The organism is Streptomyces sp. NPDC049627, assembly GCF_044465645.1.
Classification (GTDB): Bacteria; Actinomycetota; Actinomycetes; order Streptomycetales; family Streptomycetaceae; genus Streptomyces.
The window spans coordinates 206,270-222,992 of the sequence record NZ_JBITLW010000010.1; the positions used below are offsets into that span (position 1 = coordinate 206,270).

The 16,723-nt window shown below is 71.6% G+C and carries 15 protein-coding genes; 5 read left to right on the forward strand and 10 right to left on the reverse strand.

The features are described 5' to 3' along the window. Window positions 1-6: 6 nt before the first annotated feature. The 6 genes from rpmF to recG all read right to left on the reverse strand — a co-directional run bounded on the left by rpmF (window position 7) and on the right by recG (window position 5,492). Window positions 7-180 carry a 50S ribosomal protein L32 gene (rpmF, locus tag ACIBU0_RS27320; RefSeq protein ID WP_003951102.1) on the reverse strand — a complete coding sequence of 58 codons (174 nt, stop codon included), beginning with the start codon at window positions 178-180 and terminating at the stop codon, window positions 7-9. Window positions 181-182: 2 nt separating this feature from the next. Then, window positions 183-827: a YceD family protein gene (locus tag ACIBU0_RS27325; RefSeq protein WP_398823290.1), complete on the reverse strand. Its 645-nt coding sequence runs from the start codon at window positions 825-827 to the stop codon at window positions 183-185. A gap of 138 nt (window positions 828-965) precedes the next feature. Further along, entirely contained in the window at window positions 966-2,054 is a 1,089-nt protein-coding gene (locus ACIBU0_RS27330) for a cell division initiation protein (protein ID WP_398823293.1), read from the reverse strand. A gap of 57 nt (window positions 2,055-2,111) precedes the next feature. Then, complete coding sequence (gene coaD / locus ACIBU0_RS27335; protein ID WP_217215171.1) at window positions 2,112-2,591, reverse strand: pantetheine-phosphate adenylyltransferase; 480 nt, start codon at window positions 2,589-2,591, stop codon at window positions 2,112-2,114. A gap of 26 nt (window positions 2,592-2,617) precedes the next feature. Then, complete coding sequence (gene rsmD / locus ACIBU0_RS27340) at window positions 2,618-3,205, reverse strand: 16S rRNA (guanine(966)-N(2))-methyltransferase RsmD (RefSeq protein WP_398823297.1); 588 nt, start codon at window positions 3,203-3,205, stop codon at window positions 2,618-2,620. A 79-nt stretch (window positions 3,206-3,284) separates the two neighbouring features. Next, the gene (gene recG / locus ACIBU0_RS27345) at window positions 3,285-5,492 is read right to left on the reverse strand and encodes an ATP-dependent DNA helicase RecG (RefSeq protein WP_398823300.1); all 2,208 of its coding nucleotides are present in this window, start codon (window positions 5,490-5,492) and stop codon (window positions 3,285-3,287) included. A 192-nt stretch (window positions 5,493-5,684) separates the two neighbouring features. Between recG and ACIBU0_RS27350 the strand changes: the two genes are divergently transcribed. Both ACIBU0_RS27350 and ACIBU0_RS27355 read left to right on the forward strand, forming a co-directional pair. Then, on the forward strand, window positions 5,685-7,520 hold the full coding sequence (locus tag ACIBU0_RS27350) for an HSP90 family protein (RefSeq protein WP_398823303.1): 1,836 nt from the start codon (window positions 5,685-5,687) through the stop codon (window positions 7,518-7,520). Then, the gene (locus ACIBU0_RS27355) at window positions 7,520-10,471 is read left to right on the forward strand and encodes a tetratricopeptide repeat protein (protein WP_398823306.1); all 2,952 of its coding nucleotides are present in this window, start codon (window positions 7,520-7,522) and stop codon (window positions 10,469-10,471) included. The genes ACIBU0_RS27350 and ACIBU0_RS27355 overlap by 1 nt, the downstream gene beginning before the upstream one ends. Before the next feature lie 24 nt (window positions 10,472-10,495). Here ACIBU0_RS27355 and ACIBU0_RS27360 read toward each other — a convergent pair whose 3' ends face one another. Beyond that, window positions 10,496-12,190: a DAK2 domain-containing protein gene (locus tag ACIBU0_RS27360; RefSeq protein ID WP_398823309.1), complete on the reverse strand. Its 1,695-nt coding sequence runs from the start codon at window positions 12,188-12,190 to the stop codon at window positions 10,496-10,498. A 256-nt stretch (window positions 12,191-12,446) separates the two neighbouring features. Here ACIBU0_RS27360 and rpmB point away from each other — a divergent pair, with 256 nt between their 5' ends. Further along, complete coding sequence (gene rpmB, locus ACIBU0_RS27365) at window positions 12,447-12,632, forward strand: 50S ribosomal protein L28 (RefSeq protein WP_003993230.1); 186 nt, start codon at window positions 12,447-12,449, stop codon at window positions 12,630-12,632. A 116-nt stretch (window positions 12,633-12,748) separates the two neighbouring features. On the opposite strand, the gene thiD is transcribed toward rpmB, so the two are convergent. Together thiD and ACIBU0_RS27375 are read right to left on the reverse strand one after the other, a co-directional pair. Continuing rightward, window positions 12,749-13,537 carry a bifunctional hydroxymethylpyrimidine kinase/phosphomethylpyrimidine kinase gene (thiD, locus tag ACIBU0_RS27370; protein WP_398823312.1) on the reverse strand — a complete coding sequence of 263 codons (789 nt, stop codon included), beginning with the start codon at window positions 13,535-13,537 and terminating at the stop codon, window positions 12,749-12,751. Next, on the reverse strand, window positions 13,534-14,502 hold the full coding sequence (locus ACIBU0_RS27375) for a thiamine-phosphate kinase (protein WP_398823315.1): 969 nt from the start codon (window positions 14,500-14,502) through the stop codon (window positions 13,534-13,536). The genes thiD and ACIBU0_RS27375 overlap by 4 nt, the downstream gene beginning before the upstream one ends. 206 nt (window positions 14,503-14,708) lie before the next feature. On the opposite strand from ACIBU0_RS27375, the gene ACIBU0_RS27380 reads away from it, so the two are divergent. Further along, a complete protein-coding gene (locus tag ACIBU0_RS27380; protein WP_003997603.1) occupies window positions 14,709-14,942 on the forward strand; it encodes an Lrp/AsnC family transcriptional regulator in 234 nt (77 codons plus the stop codon). Between the two features lie 20 nt (window positions 14,943-14,962). Further along, the gene (locus ACIBU0_RS27385) at window positions 14,963-15,472 is read left to right on the forward strand and encodes a DUF3515 domain-containing protein (RefSeq protein WP_398823319.1); all 510 of its coding nucleotides are present in this window, start codon (window positions 14,963-14,965) and stop codon (window positions 15,470-15,472) included. Window positions 15,473-15,500: 28 nt separating this feature from the next. On the opposite strand, the gene ACIBU0_RS27390 is transcribed toward ACIBU0_RS27385, so the two are convergent. Then, window positions 15,501-16,658, reverse strand: coding sequence for a D-alanine--D-alanine ligase family protein (locus tag ACIBU0_RS27390; protein WP_398823322.1), 1,158 nt, complete (start codon window positions 16,656-16,658; stop codon window positions 15,501-15,503). Window positions 16,659-16,723: the final 65 nt, after the last annotated feature.

Genomic DNA, 16,723 nt, shown 5'->3' on the forward strand with positions numbered 1-16,723 from the left:
AGCCGCTCAGACCTCGAGGACCTGGCGCTTGTTGTAGGTGCCGCACGACGGGCACGCGATGTGCTGCTGCTTGGGCTCGTGGCAGCGCTCGCACGCAACCAGGGTGGGGACCGCAGCCTTCCACTGCGACCGGCGGTGGCGCGTGTTGCTGCGCGACATCTTCCGCTTCGGAACAGCCACGGCTACTTCTCCTGCTTCTCGTCGACGCCCGCTTCGGCGCCGCTCATCTCGTCCTTATCGCCGGATTCGAGCGAACCGGCGAGTCCCTGCAGTGCCGCCCAACGGATGTCGACGGCGTCATGGTGGTGGTCCGGGTCGTCCGCAAGGCGTGCGCCGCACTCGGCGCACAGACCTGGGCAGTCGTCCTGGCACACCGGCTGCATCGGCAGTGCGAGCACCACCGCATCGCGCAGCACGGGTTCGAGGTCGAACAGGCCGTCCTCGAGAAAGAGCCTGTCCTCGTCGTCCTCGGCGTCGTCGCCGGGTTCCGCACCGTGGTGGTGACGGCCCCGATCGTCGGCGTCAGGGTACGAGAACATCTCCTGGAAGTCCGCTTCGACGTCGAGCTGAAGCGGCTCCAGACACCTTACGCACTCCCCCTCGGCCTGTGCACGGGCGGTGCCTGTGACGAGCACACCTTCCATGACCGACTCGAGTCGGAGTTCGAGCTCCACCGGGGCGCCTTCCGGCACTCCGACCACTCCCTGGATACCGAGATCCTTGGGAGCGTCGACCTCGCGGGTCAGGCGCTGCAGCGCACCAGGCCGCCGGCCCAGCTCGTGTGTGTCGAACACGAGAGGGTTGCGGTGGTCGAGGCGGGCTGTCACGCCATTCCTGCTTTCGATCTGCTGAGCTCAGGGGGTCACTGCCCTGCGGTGTTCCCGGGCAGCGTTGATCGCGGACGTACGCGCGACCGAAGAGCCAGGATACTGGACCTTTCGCTCACGGCCCAATCCGGTGGCTCTTTACTGGCCCCGCCCCTGCTCGTAGGCCCGCAACTGCTCGGCACTGATCATGCTGGTGTCGAAGAGGCTGGTCTCGTCGAGGGCGTAGCCCTGGCCGCCCTGCGCGGTCTGCTGCGGGACCTGGTGCTGGGCTGCCTGGTTCGGGTCGTAGGCGGCCTGCTGGGGGGCGTAGCCGGGGTAGCCGTAGGGGTCGGCCTGCTGGTAGCCGTAAGGGTCCTGCTGGCCGCCGTACGTCTGCTGGTAGCCGCCGTACGGATCGGCGGTCTGCTGCTGGTAGCCGTACGCCGGCTGCGCGGTCTGCGGGTCGTACTGCGGCTGTGGCGGTACGGCTGCCGCGGCCGGCTCGGCGGGGGCGGCCGGGGCGTCCTGCTCCGCGAGTGCGGCGAGGTCGGCGAGGTAGTCGGCGTCGCTGGAGTGCTGGACGGTGCTCATGTCGTCGGCGAGGGCGCCGAGGTCGTCGGTGGCGATACGGCCGTGCAGCTTCTGCCGGCCGCGGCCGACGGCCTCCAGGGTCTTGGCGAGGACCGCTTCGAAGGCGCCGAGCTTGACGTCGACGTACTCGTCGGCGGTGCGGCGCAGGGTCTCGGGGTCGTGGCTGCGCTCGGGGGCGTCCTCGTCCTCGTAGCCCTGCTCGTCGGTGCCGGGGCCGGTGCCGAGGAGCTTCTCGCGGCCGCGGCCGACGGAGCCGAGGGTCTTGGTGAGGACGACCTCGAAGTTGGCGAGCTTGGAGTCGACGTAGTCGTCGGCCTCCGCGCGGATCTCCTCGGCCTCCTTGCGGGCCTCGGCGAGGATGCGGTCGGCCTCGGCCTGGGAGCGGCGGGCGACCTCGGTGTCGGAGATCAGCGAGCCGCGCTCGGCATGGGCGCCCTGGATGATCCGCTCGGCCTCCTGGCGGGCCTGCTCGACCATCTGCTCACGGTCGCCGATCAGCTCCTGGGCCTGGGCGAGGGAGCCGGGCAGGGCCGCGCGGACCTCTTCCAGCATCGAGAGCAGGTCGGCGCGGTTGACCACGCACGAGGCCGACATGGGCATCGACCGGGCGCCGGAGACCGCGGCCACGATCTCGTCGAGCTTCTTCTGCACGTCCACCTGTGCTCGCCACTCTCTACAGCTGTGTTGGAGACGGACGGGACGACTGTAGCCCCATCAGTCCTTGCGCAGGCGCTTGTTGAGAGCCTCCAGGACCACCGGGGGAACCAGGTGGGAGACGTCGCCGCCCCAGGTGGCGACCTCCTTGACCAGGGAGGAGGACAGGAAGCTGTAGGTCGGGTTGGTCGGCACGAAGAGCGTCTCGACGCCCGACAGACCGTTGTTCATCTGCGCCATCTGCAGCTCGTAGTCGAAGTCGCTGACGGCACGGAGGCCCTTGACGATGGCCGGGATGTCGCGCTGCTTGCAGAAGTCGACGAGGAGGCCGTGGAAGGCCTCGACCCGGACGTTCCCGTACTCGGCCGTGACCTGGCGGATCAGATCGAGCCGCTCGTCGACCTCGAACAGGCCCTTCTTGGCCTTGTTGATCATGACGGCGACATAGACCTCGTCGTACAGCCTGGAGGCGCGGGAAATGATGTCGAGATGTCCGTTGGTGATCGGGTCGAACGACCCGGGACAGACGGCGCGGCGCACTTGTGATCCCTCGCTCTCCGGTCCGGTCATCGTGCGTCTTCGCACGTAGAGGCGGCGCGACCGTACCAAAACGTTCCCTCGCCGTAGCGGCGGGCCCGGATCGCCTCGAAACCGTCCGGCCACCTGAACTCGCCGCCTCTGGTGCTGCGCTCCACGGTGACGAGAGCGTCCGGGGTGAGCCAGCCCCCAGAGCGGAGTGTGAGCAGAATCTCGCGAAGATCGTGATCTGTGACTCGGTACGGCGGGTCGAGGAAGACGATGTCGTACGGCTCGGTCGGCGGCGGTGACTGGATGATCTGTTCGGCTTTGCCTGCGATGACCTGAGCGCCGGGGAGGCCGAGATTCTTGACGTTCTCGCGGACGATGCGGGCGGCACGGGCGTCGGCCTCGACGAGGAGGGCGTGGCCGGCGCCGCGGGAGAGGGCCTCCAGGCCGACTGCGCCTGAACCTGCGTAGAGGTCGAGGACGCGTTCGCCGTCCAGAGGGCCGCCCAGGAGGGACTGCCAGGTGGAGAAGAGACCTTCGCGTGCGCGGTCGGAGGTGGGGCGGGTGCCGGTCCCTGGCGGGACGGCCAGGCGACGTCCGCCGGCTGCGCCGGCGATCACGCGGGTCATCTTCGGTCCTTGGTCGTGGGCGGCTTTAGGTTCAGTGTGGCTGGTCGCGCAGTTCCCCGCGCCCCTTAGGGAGTCTCCCTCACCCCTTCTCCAAGTACTGCTCCCTCTCCTCGTCCAAGAGGGCGTCCAGGGCCGTCCGTAGTCCGGGAAGCTGCGTCAACTCCGGGTCGGCGGCCACCAGCCTCGCCGCCTCCTCCCTCGCCTCCGCGATGATCTCCTCGTCCTCGATGACCGTCAGGACCCTCAGACTGGACCGGGCGCCCGACTGGGCCTGCCCCAGGACATCGCCCTCACGGCGCTGTTCCAGGTCGATGCGGGACAGCTCGAAGCCGTCCAGGGTGGAGGCGACCGCGTTCAGGCGCTGTCGGGCCGCACTGGCCTCCGGCATCTCGGTGACCAGGAGGCAGAGGCCCGCCGCCGAGCCCCGGCCCACGCGGCCGCGCAGCTGGTGGAGCTGGGAGACGCCGAAGCGGTCGGCGTCCATGATCACCATCGCCGTGGCGTTGGGGACGTTGACGCCCACTTCGATGACCGTCGTGGCCACCAGCACGTCGGTCTCGCCGGCGGCGAAGCGGCGCATGACGGCGTCCTTGTCGTCCGGGTGCATCCGGCCGTGCAGGACCTCGACCTTGAGACCGCTGAGCGGACCCTTGGAGAGCTGGTCGGCCACGTCGAGGACCGCGAGCGGCGGGCGCTTCTCGGCCTCGTCCTCGGGGGACTTCTTCTTGCCGGTCTTCTTGGGGTCGTCCTCCTCGTCGCCGATGCGCGGGCAGACGACGTACCCCTGATGGCCGTTCGCGACCTCTTCGCGCACCCGCTCCCAGGCGCGGGCGAGGAAGTGGGGCTTGTCGGCGGCCGGGACGACGTGGGAGGCGATGGGTGAGCGACCGGCGGGCAGCTGGTCGAGCACCGAGGTCTCCAGGTCACCGAAGACGGTCATGGCGACCGTGCGCGGAATGGGCGTCGCGGTCATGACGAGCAGATGCGGGGGCTGCTTGCCCTTGCCGCGCAGCGCGTCGCGCTGTTCGACGCCGAAGCGGTGCTGTTCGTCCACGACCACCAGGCCGAGGTCGTGGAACTGCACCTTGTCCTCGATCAACGCGTGGGTGCCGATCACGATCCCGGCCTCTCCGGTGACCAGGTCGAGCAGGGCCTGGCGGCGGGCGGCGGCTCCCATGGAGCCGGTCAGCAGGACCACCTTCGTGGCCTGCTCGGCGCCGCCCAGCATGCCGCCCTCGGCCAGTTCGCCCATCATCTCGACGATGGAGCGGTGGTGCTGCTGGGCGAGCACCTCGGTGGGCGCGAGCATGGCGGCCTGACCGCCCGCGTCGACCACGGCGAGCATGGCGCGCAGGGCCACCATCGTCTTTCCGGAACCGACCTCTCCCTGCAGCAGCCGGTGCATCGGGTGCTCCATCGCCAGGTCGTCGAAGATCTCCTTCGAGACCTTCTGCTGGCCCTCGGTGAGAGTGAAGGGCAGGCGGTCGTCGAAGGCGGCCAGGAGGCCGTCGGGGCCTGCCTTGCGGGCCACGGCCGGAAGTTGGGCGTCGGCGTGGCGGCGGCGGGCGAGGGCGACCTGGAGGACGAAGGCCTCGTCCCACTTCAGGCGCGAGCGTGCGTCCTCGATGTCCGCCTTGGTGTGGGGGCGGTGGATCTTGAGGAGGGCCTCGGGGAGGGAGACCAGGCCCCGGCCCTCGCGCAGGGAGTCCGGGAGGGGATCGACGGCCTCCTGTGCGCTGGGGAGGACCGTCTGGATCGCCTTGCCGATCTTCCAGGACTCCAGCTTGGCGGTGGCCGGGTAGATGGGGATCAGGGTGCCCGCCCAGGTCTCCACGGTTTCGTCCGAGTCGCCGCGCAGCAACTCGTACGCCGGATGCGCCAGTTGCAGACGGCGGTTGAAGACGGAGACCTTGCCCGCGAACATCGCGCGTGTGCCCGGCAGGAGCTCCTTGTGGGGCTTGTGCACGCCGTTGCCGAAGAAGACCAGCTGGAGGCGGCCGCTGCCGTCCGTGATGGTGACTTCGAGGCGCTGGCCCTTGCCTCGGGGGGCCTTGGTGGAGGCGAACGTGTGCAGGCGGGCGTCGGCGACCTGGGCGACCACCGTGACGTGTTCGTCCATGGGAAGGTCGGCGAGGTGGGTCAGCTGGCCGCGCTCCTCGTATCTGCGCGGGTAGTGGTGCAGGAGGTCGCCGACGGTGTGCAGGCCGAGGTGCTCGGCCATCACCTTCGCGGTGGGAGGGCCGAGCACTTTCTTCAGTGGTTCTTCCAGTGCGGGCACGAGATCCATTCCACACCACGGCACTGACAATGCCGTACAGCTCGCACCGGCCACGATGGTAAACGTCCCGGAAACCCCTGGTCAGGCGGCTCGTTCCGGCCCTAGGATGGCGCGCTCCGGCCATCCTTTCCGCGGTCACCGCCTCACCGGGGCCGCCCGACCCCGCGCCGTCGCGACAGTCCCCCCGCCGGCGCAGCGACGATGGACTCCCAGACCTCACAGTCAGCTCAGGCACCTCAGCCGTCCCAGTCACCTCATACGTTCCAGGTCGACCTGCGTGGTCTGGTGGACCTGCTGTCCCATCACCTCTACTCCAGCCCGAAGGTCTATCTGCGCGAGCTGCTGCAGAACGCCGTCGACGCCATCACCGCCAGACGCGCCGAGGAGCCGGGCGCGCCGGCAGCCGTCCGGCTGTACGCCGAGTCGGGCGCCTTGCGGGTCGAGGACTCCGGGATCGGGCTCACCGAGGCGGATGTGCACACCCTCCTCGCGACCATCGGGCGCAGCTCCAAGCGTGCCGAGGGGCTCCAGGCAGCGCGGTCCGACTTCCTGGGGCAGTTCGGCATCGGGCTGCTGGCCTGTTTCGTGGTCGCCGAGCGGATCCGGGTGGTCAGCCGCAGCGCCCGTACGCCCGACGCGGCGCCGGTCGAGTGGACGGCGACGGACGACGGTTCGTACACCGTGCGGACGCTGCCGGACGACGCCCGCCCCGAGCCGGGCACCACCGTGCACCTGGTGGCGCGGGCCGGGGCGGCCGAGTGGCTGGCCGAGGACCGGGTGCTCGCGCTGGCCCGGGACTTCGGTTCGCTGCTGCCGTACGACGTGCGGGTCGGCGACGAGGCGGTCACCGATCTGCCGGCGCCCTGGGACCGGGCGTACCCCTCCCCCGCCAACCGGCGGGTGGCCCTGGCCCGGCACTGTCACGACCTGTTCGGTTTCACGCCGCTGGACTCGATCGCGCTGGACGTGCCGCTCGCGGGGGTCCGGGGCGTGGCCTACGTCCTTCCCTCGGCGGTCAGCCCGGCCCAGCGGGCGGGTCACCGTGTCCACCTCAAGGGCATGCTGCTGACCGAACGGGCCGAACAGCTCCTGCCCGACTGGGCGTTCTTCGTGCGCTGCGTGCTCGACACGGACAGCCTGCGGCCGACGGCCTCGCGTGAGGCGCTCTACGAGGACGAGACGCTGGCGGCCGTACGGGAAGCGCTGGGCGAAAGGATTCGGTCCTGGCTGACCGGCCTCGCGGCCGGTGATCCGGAACGGCTGGCGGCCTTCCTGGCCGTGCACCACCTGGGGGTGAAGTCCCTCGCGCGGCACGACAAGGAGATGCTGCGCACGATGCTGCCGTGGCTGCCGTTCGAGACGAGCGACGGGCGGCTGTCCCTGGAGGAGTTCGCGCAGCGGCACCCGGTGGTGCACTTCACGCGGACCGTCGAGGAGTACCGGCAGGTGGCGCCGATCGCGTCCGCGCAGGGCGTCGGGGTGATCAACGGCGGTTACACGTACGACAGCGAGCTCGTCGAGGCACTGCCTTCGGTACGGCCCGGGACGGTGGTCGCCGAACTGGACGCGGACACCGTGACCGCGCACCTGGACTCCGTCGATCCTGCCGAGGAGCTGGCCCTGTCCGGCTTCCTGGCGGCCGCGCGGGCGAAGCTCGACCCGCTGGGCTGTGATGTCGTCCTGCGCGCCTTCCATCCGCTGTCCGTGCCCGCGCTGCATCTCGACGACCGGGCCGCCCGGCACGAGCAGGCGCGTGCGGAGGCACAGGAGCAGGCCGACGACCTGTGGGCGGGCATCCTCGGCTCGCTGCGCGGCAGCGCCCCACGCGCGCGTCTCGTGCTCAACCACCTCAACCCACTGATCCGCAGGATCGGTTCCCTGGGCGACGCCGAGCTGATCGGCACTGCCACCGAGTCCCTCTACGGGCAGGCCCTGCTGATGGCGCAGCGCCCGCTCAGGCCCGCCGATTCCGCGCTGCTGAACCGGGCCTTCATCGGTCTGCTGGAGTGGGCCACGAACGGCGAGGAGGGCCGCTGATGAGCGGAATCGACGGGACCGCGGCCTTCGACTCGCTGCGCCGGGCGATGGCGGAGAACTCCGACGAACCGGAGGGCCCCGCCCGCAACGCGCGCGCGGAGCAACTGCTCGCCGAGGCCGAGAAACTGAACATCCCGCTCGCCGTGATCGAGGCGCTCGGACACCAGCTGAAGGTCTACAACTACAGCTCCGAGAAGGACAAGATGTTCGTCCCCTTCGCGCGGCTGCTGCGCATGTGGGACGAGCGGCCCGAGGACTTCGACGAGTACGAGACGCACTCGCTGCACTGGGTCTTCAAGTGGATGTCGTCCGGCATGCTCGACCAGCCGCACATCCCGCTGGCCTCGATCGAGAAGTGGCTCGGCGAGATGGAGCACCGCTACCGGCTCGCCGGGCACTCCGAACGGGCCGTGCGCAGCGCAGAGTTCAGCGTGGCCGCGCACGTCGGGGACGTCGCGCGGGCCGAGCGGGCGTACGGCGCCTGGCTGGCCGCCGACCGGGACAGCATGGCCGACTGCCACGCGTGCGAGCTGCACGGGCAGGGCTGGTGGCAGGCGGAGCGGGGCCGGGACGCGGAGGCACTCCAGCTGTGGCAGCCCGTCCTGGAGGGCGAGTTCACGTGCGCCCACGAGCCGCACACGGTCCTCGCGTCCTCCCTGGTGCCGCTGCTGCGCCTGGGCCGCGTGGACGAGGCCCGCGCCAACCATCTGCGGGGCTTCAGGCTCGTGCGGCCCATGGAAAGCATGCGCGGGGCGTACGCCGATCACGTGGAGTTCTGTGCGCTGACCGGCAACGAGGCGCGCGGCCTGGAGCTGCTCGCGGAGCGGCCGGCGTACTTCACGGACGACGGGCATCCGCGCAGCAAGCTGGAGTTCATGACCGTGGTGGCCCTGCTCATGGAGCGCCTGGCCGCACTCGGGCTGGGCGGCCGGCAGGTGCCCGGGCCGGCGGGCCGTGACTGGACCGCTCGTGAACTCGCCGCCCGCGCGCGCGGGGAGGCCCTCGCGCTGGCGGCACGCTTCGACGAGCGCAACGGCACGGCGCACACCAGCGAACGGGCACGCGCGCGTATGGCACAGCGGCCGCTGGTGGAGCGGCTGCCGCTGGGGGTGCGTACGGCGGTACGGCCCACGGTTGTGGCGGCGCCCGCGGCGGCTCCAGCCGACGCGCCCGAGACCTCCGAGGCCGACCTGCCCGCGCTGCTCGCCGAGGCACGACGCCTGTCGGACACCCTGCAGCCGAACGCCATCGAGGCCTGGGCCGCCGTCTCCCGGGCCGCCGAGGGCGTCGAGCTGACCGCCCTCGACCGCGCCGAGATCGCCGACCACCGGGCGATGGACCTGGGCCCGCAGGGCATCCCCTTGTTCGACGAGGCCGCCGGGCTGTACGCGGAGGCGGGCGATCCCGGGGAGGCTCTGGCGGCACGCGCGCGTGGAGCGTACGTCCGCGCGCTCTCGGGGGAGGTGGCGCAGGCCCTCACTGCGATCGCCGACCTGTACGACCAGGTCCTCGCGCTGTACGCCGACGACGGCACGGGCGTGCGTCAGACGGCGGCCGTGCTGATGAGCCGGGCCCGGATTCTGATGCGGCGCGTCCACGAGACGGCCGAGGACGCGGTGGAGGAAGCGGCAGTCGCCGAGGCCAGGGCCGCCGCCCGGGAGGTGCTCGCGCTCGTCGACGGGCGGGGCGGGGACGACGTACGGCTCGCCTCGCGGGCCGCGGAGGCGCAGGCGATGCTCGCGGAGCTGGCGGCGCTCACGGGGGACGTGCAGGGGGCCGCCGAGCTGTTCGCGCGGGCCTCGGCGGCGTTCGTCGGGGCGGGGTTGCCGTGGTTCGCGGTGGAGTACGAGGCCCGGCTGGCCGGGCTCGCGCACCATCTCGGCGACACGGCGGAGGCCGAGCGGGCGCTGCGGGCGGCCCTGGAGCACGGCGGTCCGCATCTGGAGGCCCCGGGGCGGGCCCAGCTGCACCTCCAGCTGGCCGAGGTGCTGGGCGGCAGGGGGTTGTCCGAGGAGGCCGCCGAACACGCCCTTCAGGCGGCGCACTGGGCCGACGAGGCGGGCGAGAGCCGCACGCTGGGCGCCTGGGCGCGGCATCAGCTCGGCGGGTTCCTGCTGCGCCAGGGGCGGTTCGCCGAGGCCGCCGAGGTGCTGGAGTCGACGCTGCCCGACCTGACCGCGACGACGCACGGCGACGGGATGGTCGTCCAGACGCAGTGGTGGCTCGGCGACTGTCTGAGCGAGCTCGGCGAACACCGCGCGGCGGCCGAACGCCGGCTGCAGGCCGCCGAGATCGCCCGGCACTGGCCCGAGCAGCACGACCACGCCACGCTCGCCCACCTCGCCGCCGAGTCCCTCGGCCACGCCGGTCTGCTCGTCGAGGCGGACCAGGCCTACACGCGCGCGGGTGCCCTGTGGCGCGAGCTCGGGAACATCCACGGCCTCGTCCGCTCCTTGCGCGCACGCGCGTGGCTTGCGTTGCGGGAGGAGGACAGGGACGACAGGGCATACGAGTTGATGGCGAGCGCGGTCCGGGAGTGCGCCGCGGCACTCGACGCGGCGGCCGACGACGAGGGCCGGCAGCGGCTCACCGCCGAGCTCGGCCACACCCACCGGCAGTTCGGCGACCTCCTCGCCCGTTCCGCCGCGGAGGACGCCGAGGACGAGTCGATCCGGGCCGCTCTGGAGGAGGCGCTGTCCCAGGTGACGGAAGCCGTCACGGTGTTCGCCACGCTCGGCGACGACGCCCTGCACAGCCGTACCGGAGCCGAACTCGCGGCGGGCTGGCTGGAGGCCAACCTGAGCCGTCCGGACCGGGCAGCGGCACGCGCGCGTGCGGTGCTGGCGGCGTACGACGGCGCCGACGAGGACGAGGCCGCTCAGGAGCGCCGGACGGAGGCCGGGCAGCTGCTTCAGGTGGTGGAGGAACGGGACACGGAACAGCGCCGCTGAACGGCTGACCGCGCGCCGCGGCGCTCACTCCACGCCGATGAGCAGCAGCGCCCCTTGCCGCCCGCCCCGGTACACCACCGTGTCGACGGCGAGGTACGACTCCCGCACGCGTGCCTCCAGATGCGCGGCGATCGCTTCGGGCGCCTCGTCGCCGAGGACGAGGGTGACGAGTTCACCGCCGGCCGCGAGCATGCGGTCGAGCACGGCCTCCGCGGTGGCCGTGACGTCCGAGCCGATCACGGCCACGTCGCCGTCGACGAGGCCGAGGACGTCGCCGGCCTGGCAGATCCCGGCCATGGTCCAGGACTGGCGCTCGGCGACGGCGACCTCGGCGTAGCGGGTCGCCCCGGCCGCCGAGGTCATGGACACGACGTCCTCGTCGAAGCGCCGCTCGGGCTCGTGCACGGCGAGCGCCGCGATGCCCTGGACGGCCGAGCGGGTCGGGATCAGCGCCACGCGGATGCCGTCGGCGCGGGCCTGTTCGGCTGCCGCGGCCGCGGTGTGGCGCAGCTCGGGGTCGTTGGGCAGCAGCACGACCTCGCGCGCGTGGGCGCGCCGTACGGCCTCCACGAGCTCCCCGCTCGCGGGCGGCTCCCCGGGGCGCGCGAGGACGGTGGTCGCGCCCGCCTCACGGTAGAGCCCGTCCAGGCCCTCACCGGGCACGACGGCGACCACGGCACGCTGGACCCGCTCGCGCGGCGGCCGCTCGGCGCCGGTGGTGTGCACATCACCGGCGCCGAAGTGGGTGATCCGGATCCGGTACGGCCGCCCGGCCTCGACCCCGGCTTCCACGGCGGCCCCGGCGTCGTCGACGTGCACATGCACGTTCCACAGCCCGTCCCCGCCGACGATCACCAGCGAGTCCCCGAGGCCGTCGAGCCGCTCCCGCAGCCGTGCCACGGCCGCGTCCTCGGCCTCCAGCAGGTAGATCACCTCGAAGGCGGGGCCGCCCGTCTGCACGACGTCGGTGCACTCCTCGGCGTCGGCGCGGGAGGGGCCGTCACCGACAGCAGGGGCCGTATACGAACCGCCCTCCACGCGCGCGTGCACCCCGGGTACCGCGGCGACCGCTTCCCCCGTGAACGTCTCCACCAGCGCGCCCAGCACCGCGACCAGTCCCCGCCCGCCGGCGTCGACCACTCCCGCGCGCTCCAGGACCGCCAGCTGTCCGGGCGTCGCGGCGAGCGCCGCACGCGCCCCCTCGTAGGCTGCCCGCGCGACCGCCCCGCAGTCGTCGCCGTCGGCCCCGCCGGCCGCGTCCGCGGCGGCCGAGGCGACCGTGAGGACCGTGCCCTCGACGGGGTGGGCCACGGCCCCGCGGGCCGAGTCGGCCGCGTGCCGCAGGGCGAGGCGGAGACCGGAGCCGTCGGTATGGGCGCTGTCACCGTCCGTGGCGAGCACCTGAGCCATGCCGCGCAGCAGCTGGGCGAGGATCGTCCCGGAGTTCCCCCGGGCGCCTATCAGAGCCCCGTGGGCCATCGCGCGGGCGGCGTCCGCCAGGGTGGGCTTGCCCACGTCGTACGCGGTGAACACGGCCTCCACCGCCGCGACCGCCGACTCCACCGTCAGATACAGGTTCGTCCCGGTGTCCCCGTCGGCCACGGGATAGACGTTGATCGCGTCGATCTCCTCACGCGCGCGACCGAGGGACTCCAGCGCGAGGCCGCACCAGGTGCGCACCGCGAGAGCATCGAAGAATGTCTGCGGCACCTGCGCCACCTGCGCCTCCTCGGACTGCTGGACGTGGGACGCAGCGTAGACCCAGGACCGGTGCCCGCCGGAAGAGGGCCGGGAGCGGGCCCCTGAGCAGCCATGGTAGTTTCGTTCTACTGGCGCAGCCGTTGTATGCTGCTCCGGTTGCCCGATCCAGATCGGGCCGTTCCCCTGGCAACGCCACTCAGATCTCTGATCCTAGATCTCGATCCCGGCCTGCCGGGATTAACCGTAAGTGCATCTGAAGTCTTTGGAGTGACCCGTGGCTGCCAACTGCGACGTCTGCGGCAAGGGGCCGGGCTTCGGCAACAACATCTCGCACTCGCACCGCCGTACGTCCCGCCGCTGGAACCCGAACATCCAGCGCGTCCGTACCGTGGTCGGCGGGACGCCGAAGCGCGTGAACGCCTGCACCTCGTGCATCAAGGCCGGCAAGGTCTCGCGCTGACGCTCAGCTGAGCGCGCGGCCACCGCTGGTTCGCCGCACGAAGCCGGTCCACCTCTGGTGGACCGGCTTTTTGCTGTACCCACTTGCTGGACCCACAGAACCGGCCGAGCCCAGGATCAGGGCGTCCTGAACCGCCACCCGTGATCCACCGGCCCGATGCCCCCGCCGAGCGCGAACCCGGCCCTGATCGCCCCGGTGACGTACTCCTTGGCCGCGGCCACCGCCTCCGGCACCGGCAGCCCCTTGGCGAGCCCCGAGGCGATCGCGGAGGCGAGCGTGCACCCCGTCCCGTGCGTGTGCCGGTTGTCGTGCCGGGGCGCCCGCAGCCAGTGCTCCTCGGAGCCGTCCGTGAGGAGGTCAACGGCGTCGCCGGGCAGATGCCCGCCCTTGATCAGCACCCATCGCGGCCCGTACGCCAGAACGGCCGCCGCGGCCTCCCGCAGCTGCTCCTCCGACTCGACGCGCACGCCCGTCAGCTGCGCCACCTCGTCCAGGTTCGGCGTCGCCACGGTCGCCACCGGCAGCAGCTTCGTACGCACCGAATCGAGCGCGGAAGCCGCGAGCAGCGGGTCCCCGTGCTTGGACACCCCCACCGGGTCGATCACCGCCGGCGCGTCCGTCCCGCCGAGCAACTCGGCAACCGTCTCGACGAGTTCGGCCGAGGCGAGCATCCCCGTCTTGATCGCCTGTACGCCGATGTCGTCGACGACACTGCGGTACTGCGCCCGCACGGCCGCCACCGGAAGCTCCCAGGCCCCCTGCACGCCAAGGGAGTTCTGGGCCGTGACCGCGGTGATCACGCTCATGCCGTGCACACCGAGCGCGAGCATCGTCTTCAGGTCGGCCTGAACGCCCGCTCCCCCGCCGGAGTCGGAGCCCGCCACCGTCAGCACATGGGGGATCATGACTCGATGTCCCCGCCGAAGTGGTCCCAGCCGCCCTTCTTGGTCCACGGCGCCCCGTCCACCGTCACCTGGGGCAGCGCCGAGGGGTTGAGGACCTCGCCGATGACCTTCCAGCGGGCCGGGAGCTTCACGTCCGGCGGGAACGTCGCCACGATCGCGTGGTCCTCTCCCCCGGTCAGCACCCACTGCATGGGGTCGACGCCGACGGCCTGCCCGATGTCGTTCATCTGGGTCGGAATGTCGATCGCGCCGGAGCGGATGTCGATACGGACCTTGCTGGCCTCGGCGATGTGCCCGAGGTCGGCGATCAGCCCGTCGCTCACGTCGCACATCGCGGTCGCGCCGAGCCCCGCGGCGGCCGGACCCGCGTGATACGGCGGCTCGGGGCGCCGGTGCGCCTCCACGAAGGCGCGCGGCGAGCGGAAACCGCGGGCGAGCACGGCGTATCCGGCGGCGGACCAGCCCAGCCAGCCGGTCACCGCGACGAGGTCGCCGGGCTGCGCACCGGCCCGGGTCACGGGCTCCTGGTTGCGCAGATCGCCGAGCGCGGTGATCGACACCATGATCGAGTCACCTCGTACGACATCCCCGCCGACCACCGAGGCGCCCGCGACCTGGCACTCGTCGCGCAGCCCGTCCATCAGCTCGCTCGGCCAGGTCACCGGGAGTTCGGCCGGCACGACCAGGCCGAGCAGCAGCGCGGTCGGTACGGCGCCCATGGCGGCGATGTCCGCGAGGTTCTGCGCGGCGGCCTTGCGGCCGACGTCGTACGCCGTGGACCAGTCGCGGCGGAAGTGCCGGCCCTCCAGCAGGATGTCGGTGCTGGCCACGACCCTGCGGTCGGGCGCGGCCACCACCGCGGCGTCGTCGCCGGGGCCGACCCGGACCGCCGGGGTGGTGGTGAGACGGGAGGTGAGCTCCCTGATGAGCCCGAACTCACCGAGCTCACCAACAGTGCCCTTCATTGCCCTTACGCCCCTTCTGTCCCTGTCCGCACCCGGTCGCGCGTCACTACTGTCCTCGCTACGGTCGAGATGTCCGTCAACTTCTGTCGTGCCTGCACCCCGGCGCGGCGACCGTGGCCACCGCAGGTCTCCCCGCGGCGAGCGGCGACGCGATACCGTGGCGTTCCTTTTCCCCACATGATCCTCGTGGCCGCCCTGGAGGTTCCGTGGTACAGGCGTACATCCTGATCCAGACGGAGGTCGGCAAGGCGTCGACCGTCGCCGAGACGATCAGCAAGATCCCTGGAGTCATCCAGGCCGAGGACGTGACGGGACCGTACGACGTCATCGTGCGCGCCCAGGCCGACACAGTCGACGACCTGGGTCGCATGGTGGTCGCGAAGGTCCAGCAAGTGGACGGCATCACCCGCACCCTGACCTGCCCGGTCGTGCATCTGTAGCCCCCGTCTACCCTTGGCCGGTGAACGTTTTCCGTCACCGGCACACTTCTGTCCTCGGGCTGCCCGCACTCGTCCTGCTGATCACCGCCTCGGGCTGCTCATCAGCAGACGACAGCGCGTCGGCGGCGGTTCCCGGCCCCGGCGCGAAGGCCGGGCAGCTGTGCCGGAACCTCGACAAGGTACTGCCGGCCGAGGTGGACGGTGAGAGCCGTGAGGACCCCTCGCCCGCGTCCGCGCTGACCGCGGGCTGGGGGAACCCGGCGATCATACTGCGGTGCGGTGTACCGCGACCGCCCAAGATGCTCGACCCCAAGGTGGCCGAGGGACGGGACCCGGACGCGGTGCCCGGTGGGGTGGAAGGCGTCAAGTGGCTGATGGAGAAGCAGGACGGCGGGGACTACCGGTTCACGACCGCGAGCCGCCTCGCGTACGTCGAGGTCACCGTGCCGGAGGGCCGGGACAGTTCGGGTGTGCTCATCGACCTGGCTCCGGCCATCAAGAAGGCGATCCCGGAAGGGATCGCCGACTGAAGGGTGCGCATCCGGACGGTACGGGCTCCTACCTGAGCCCGGTGGACCGCCGGAGCGCCGCCTGGATCAGCTGGTCCACGAGGTCCGGGTAGCTGATCCCGCTCGCCTGCCACATCTGCGGGTACATCGAGATCGGCGTGAAGCCGGGCATCGTGTTGATCTCGTTGATCACGAACTCCCCGTCCTCGGTGAGGAAGAAGTCCGCCCGGACCAGTCCCTCGCAGCTCGCCGCCTCGAAGGCGTCCACCGCAAGCCGCTGGACCTCGGCCGTCTCCTCGTCCGTCAGGGGCGCCGGCACGATCCCCGGGGTCGAGTCGATGTACTTGGCCTCGAAGTCGTAGTACGCGTGGGCGTCCGGCGGCGGGATCTCGGCCGGTACGGAGGCACGCGGGCCGTCCTCGAACTCCAGGACGCCGCACTCGATCTCCCGGCCGCGCAGCGCCGCCTCGACGAGGATCTTCGGGTCGTGCCGCTGGGCCTCGGCGATCGCCTCGTCCAGGCCGGACAGGTCCTCGACCTTGGTGATGCCGATCGACGAACCCGCGCGCGCGGGCTTCACGAAGAGCGGCCAGCCGTGATCGCCGGCGAGGTCGACGATCTTCTTGCGGGCGGCGGACTGGTCCTGCTCCCACTCGCGCGGCCGGATCACCACGTACGGGCCCACCTTGAGCCCGAACGAGGTGAACACCCGCTTCATGTACTCCTTGTCCTGGCCGACGGCCGAGGCGAGCACGCCGGAGCCGACGTACGGCACCCCGGAGAGCTCCAGGAGGCCCTGGAGGGTGCCGTCCTCGCCGTACGGGCCGTGGAGCACCGGGAAGACCACGTCGATCTCTCCGAGGGCCTTGGGCACCGATCCGGGCTCGCTGTAGACCACTTCGCGGTTGGCCGGGTCGACGGGGAGCACCACGCCGCCCTCGCCGGAGTCGGTGAGATCCTCGACCTCGGGCGTACGGCGGTCGCTGATCGCCATCCGTTCCGGTTCGTCCGCGGTGAGCACCCAGCGGCCTTCCCGAGTGATGCCGATCGGCAGGACGTCGTACTTCGCCCGGTCGATCGCGCGCAGTACGGCGCCGGCGGTGACCATGGAGATCCCGTGCTCGGAGCTGCGACCGCCGAACACGACGGCCACACGCGGCTTGCGGGGCGGCTGGCCAGGGCTCTGGGGGAGGTTCTCGGTGCTCATATCGCGATGAGCGTACCCGCCCGTAGGGGCCGAGTCAGCGTCCGGGCCGCGTGTGGGCAAAGGGC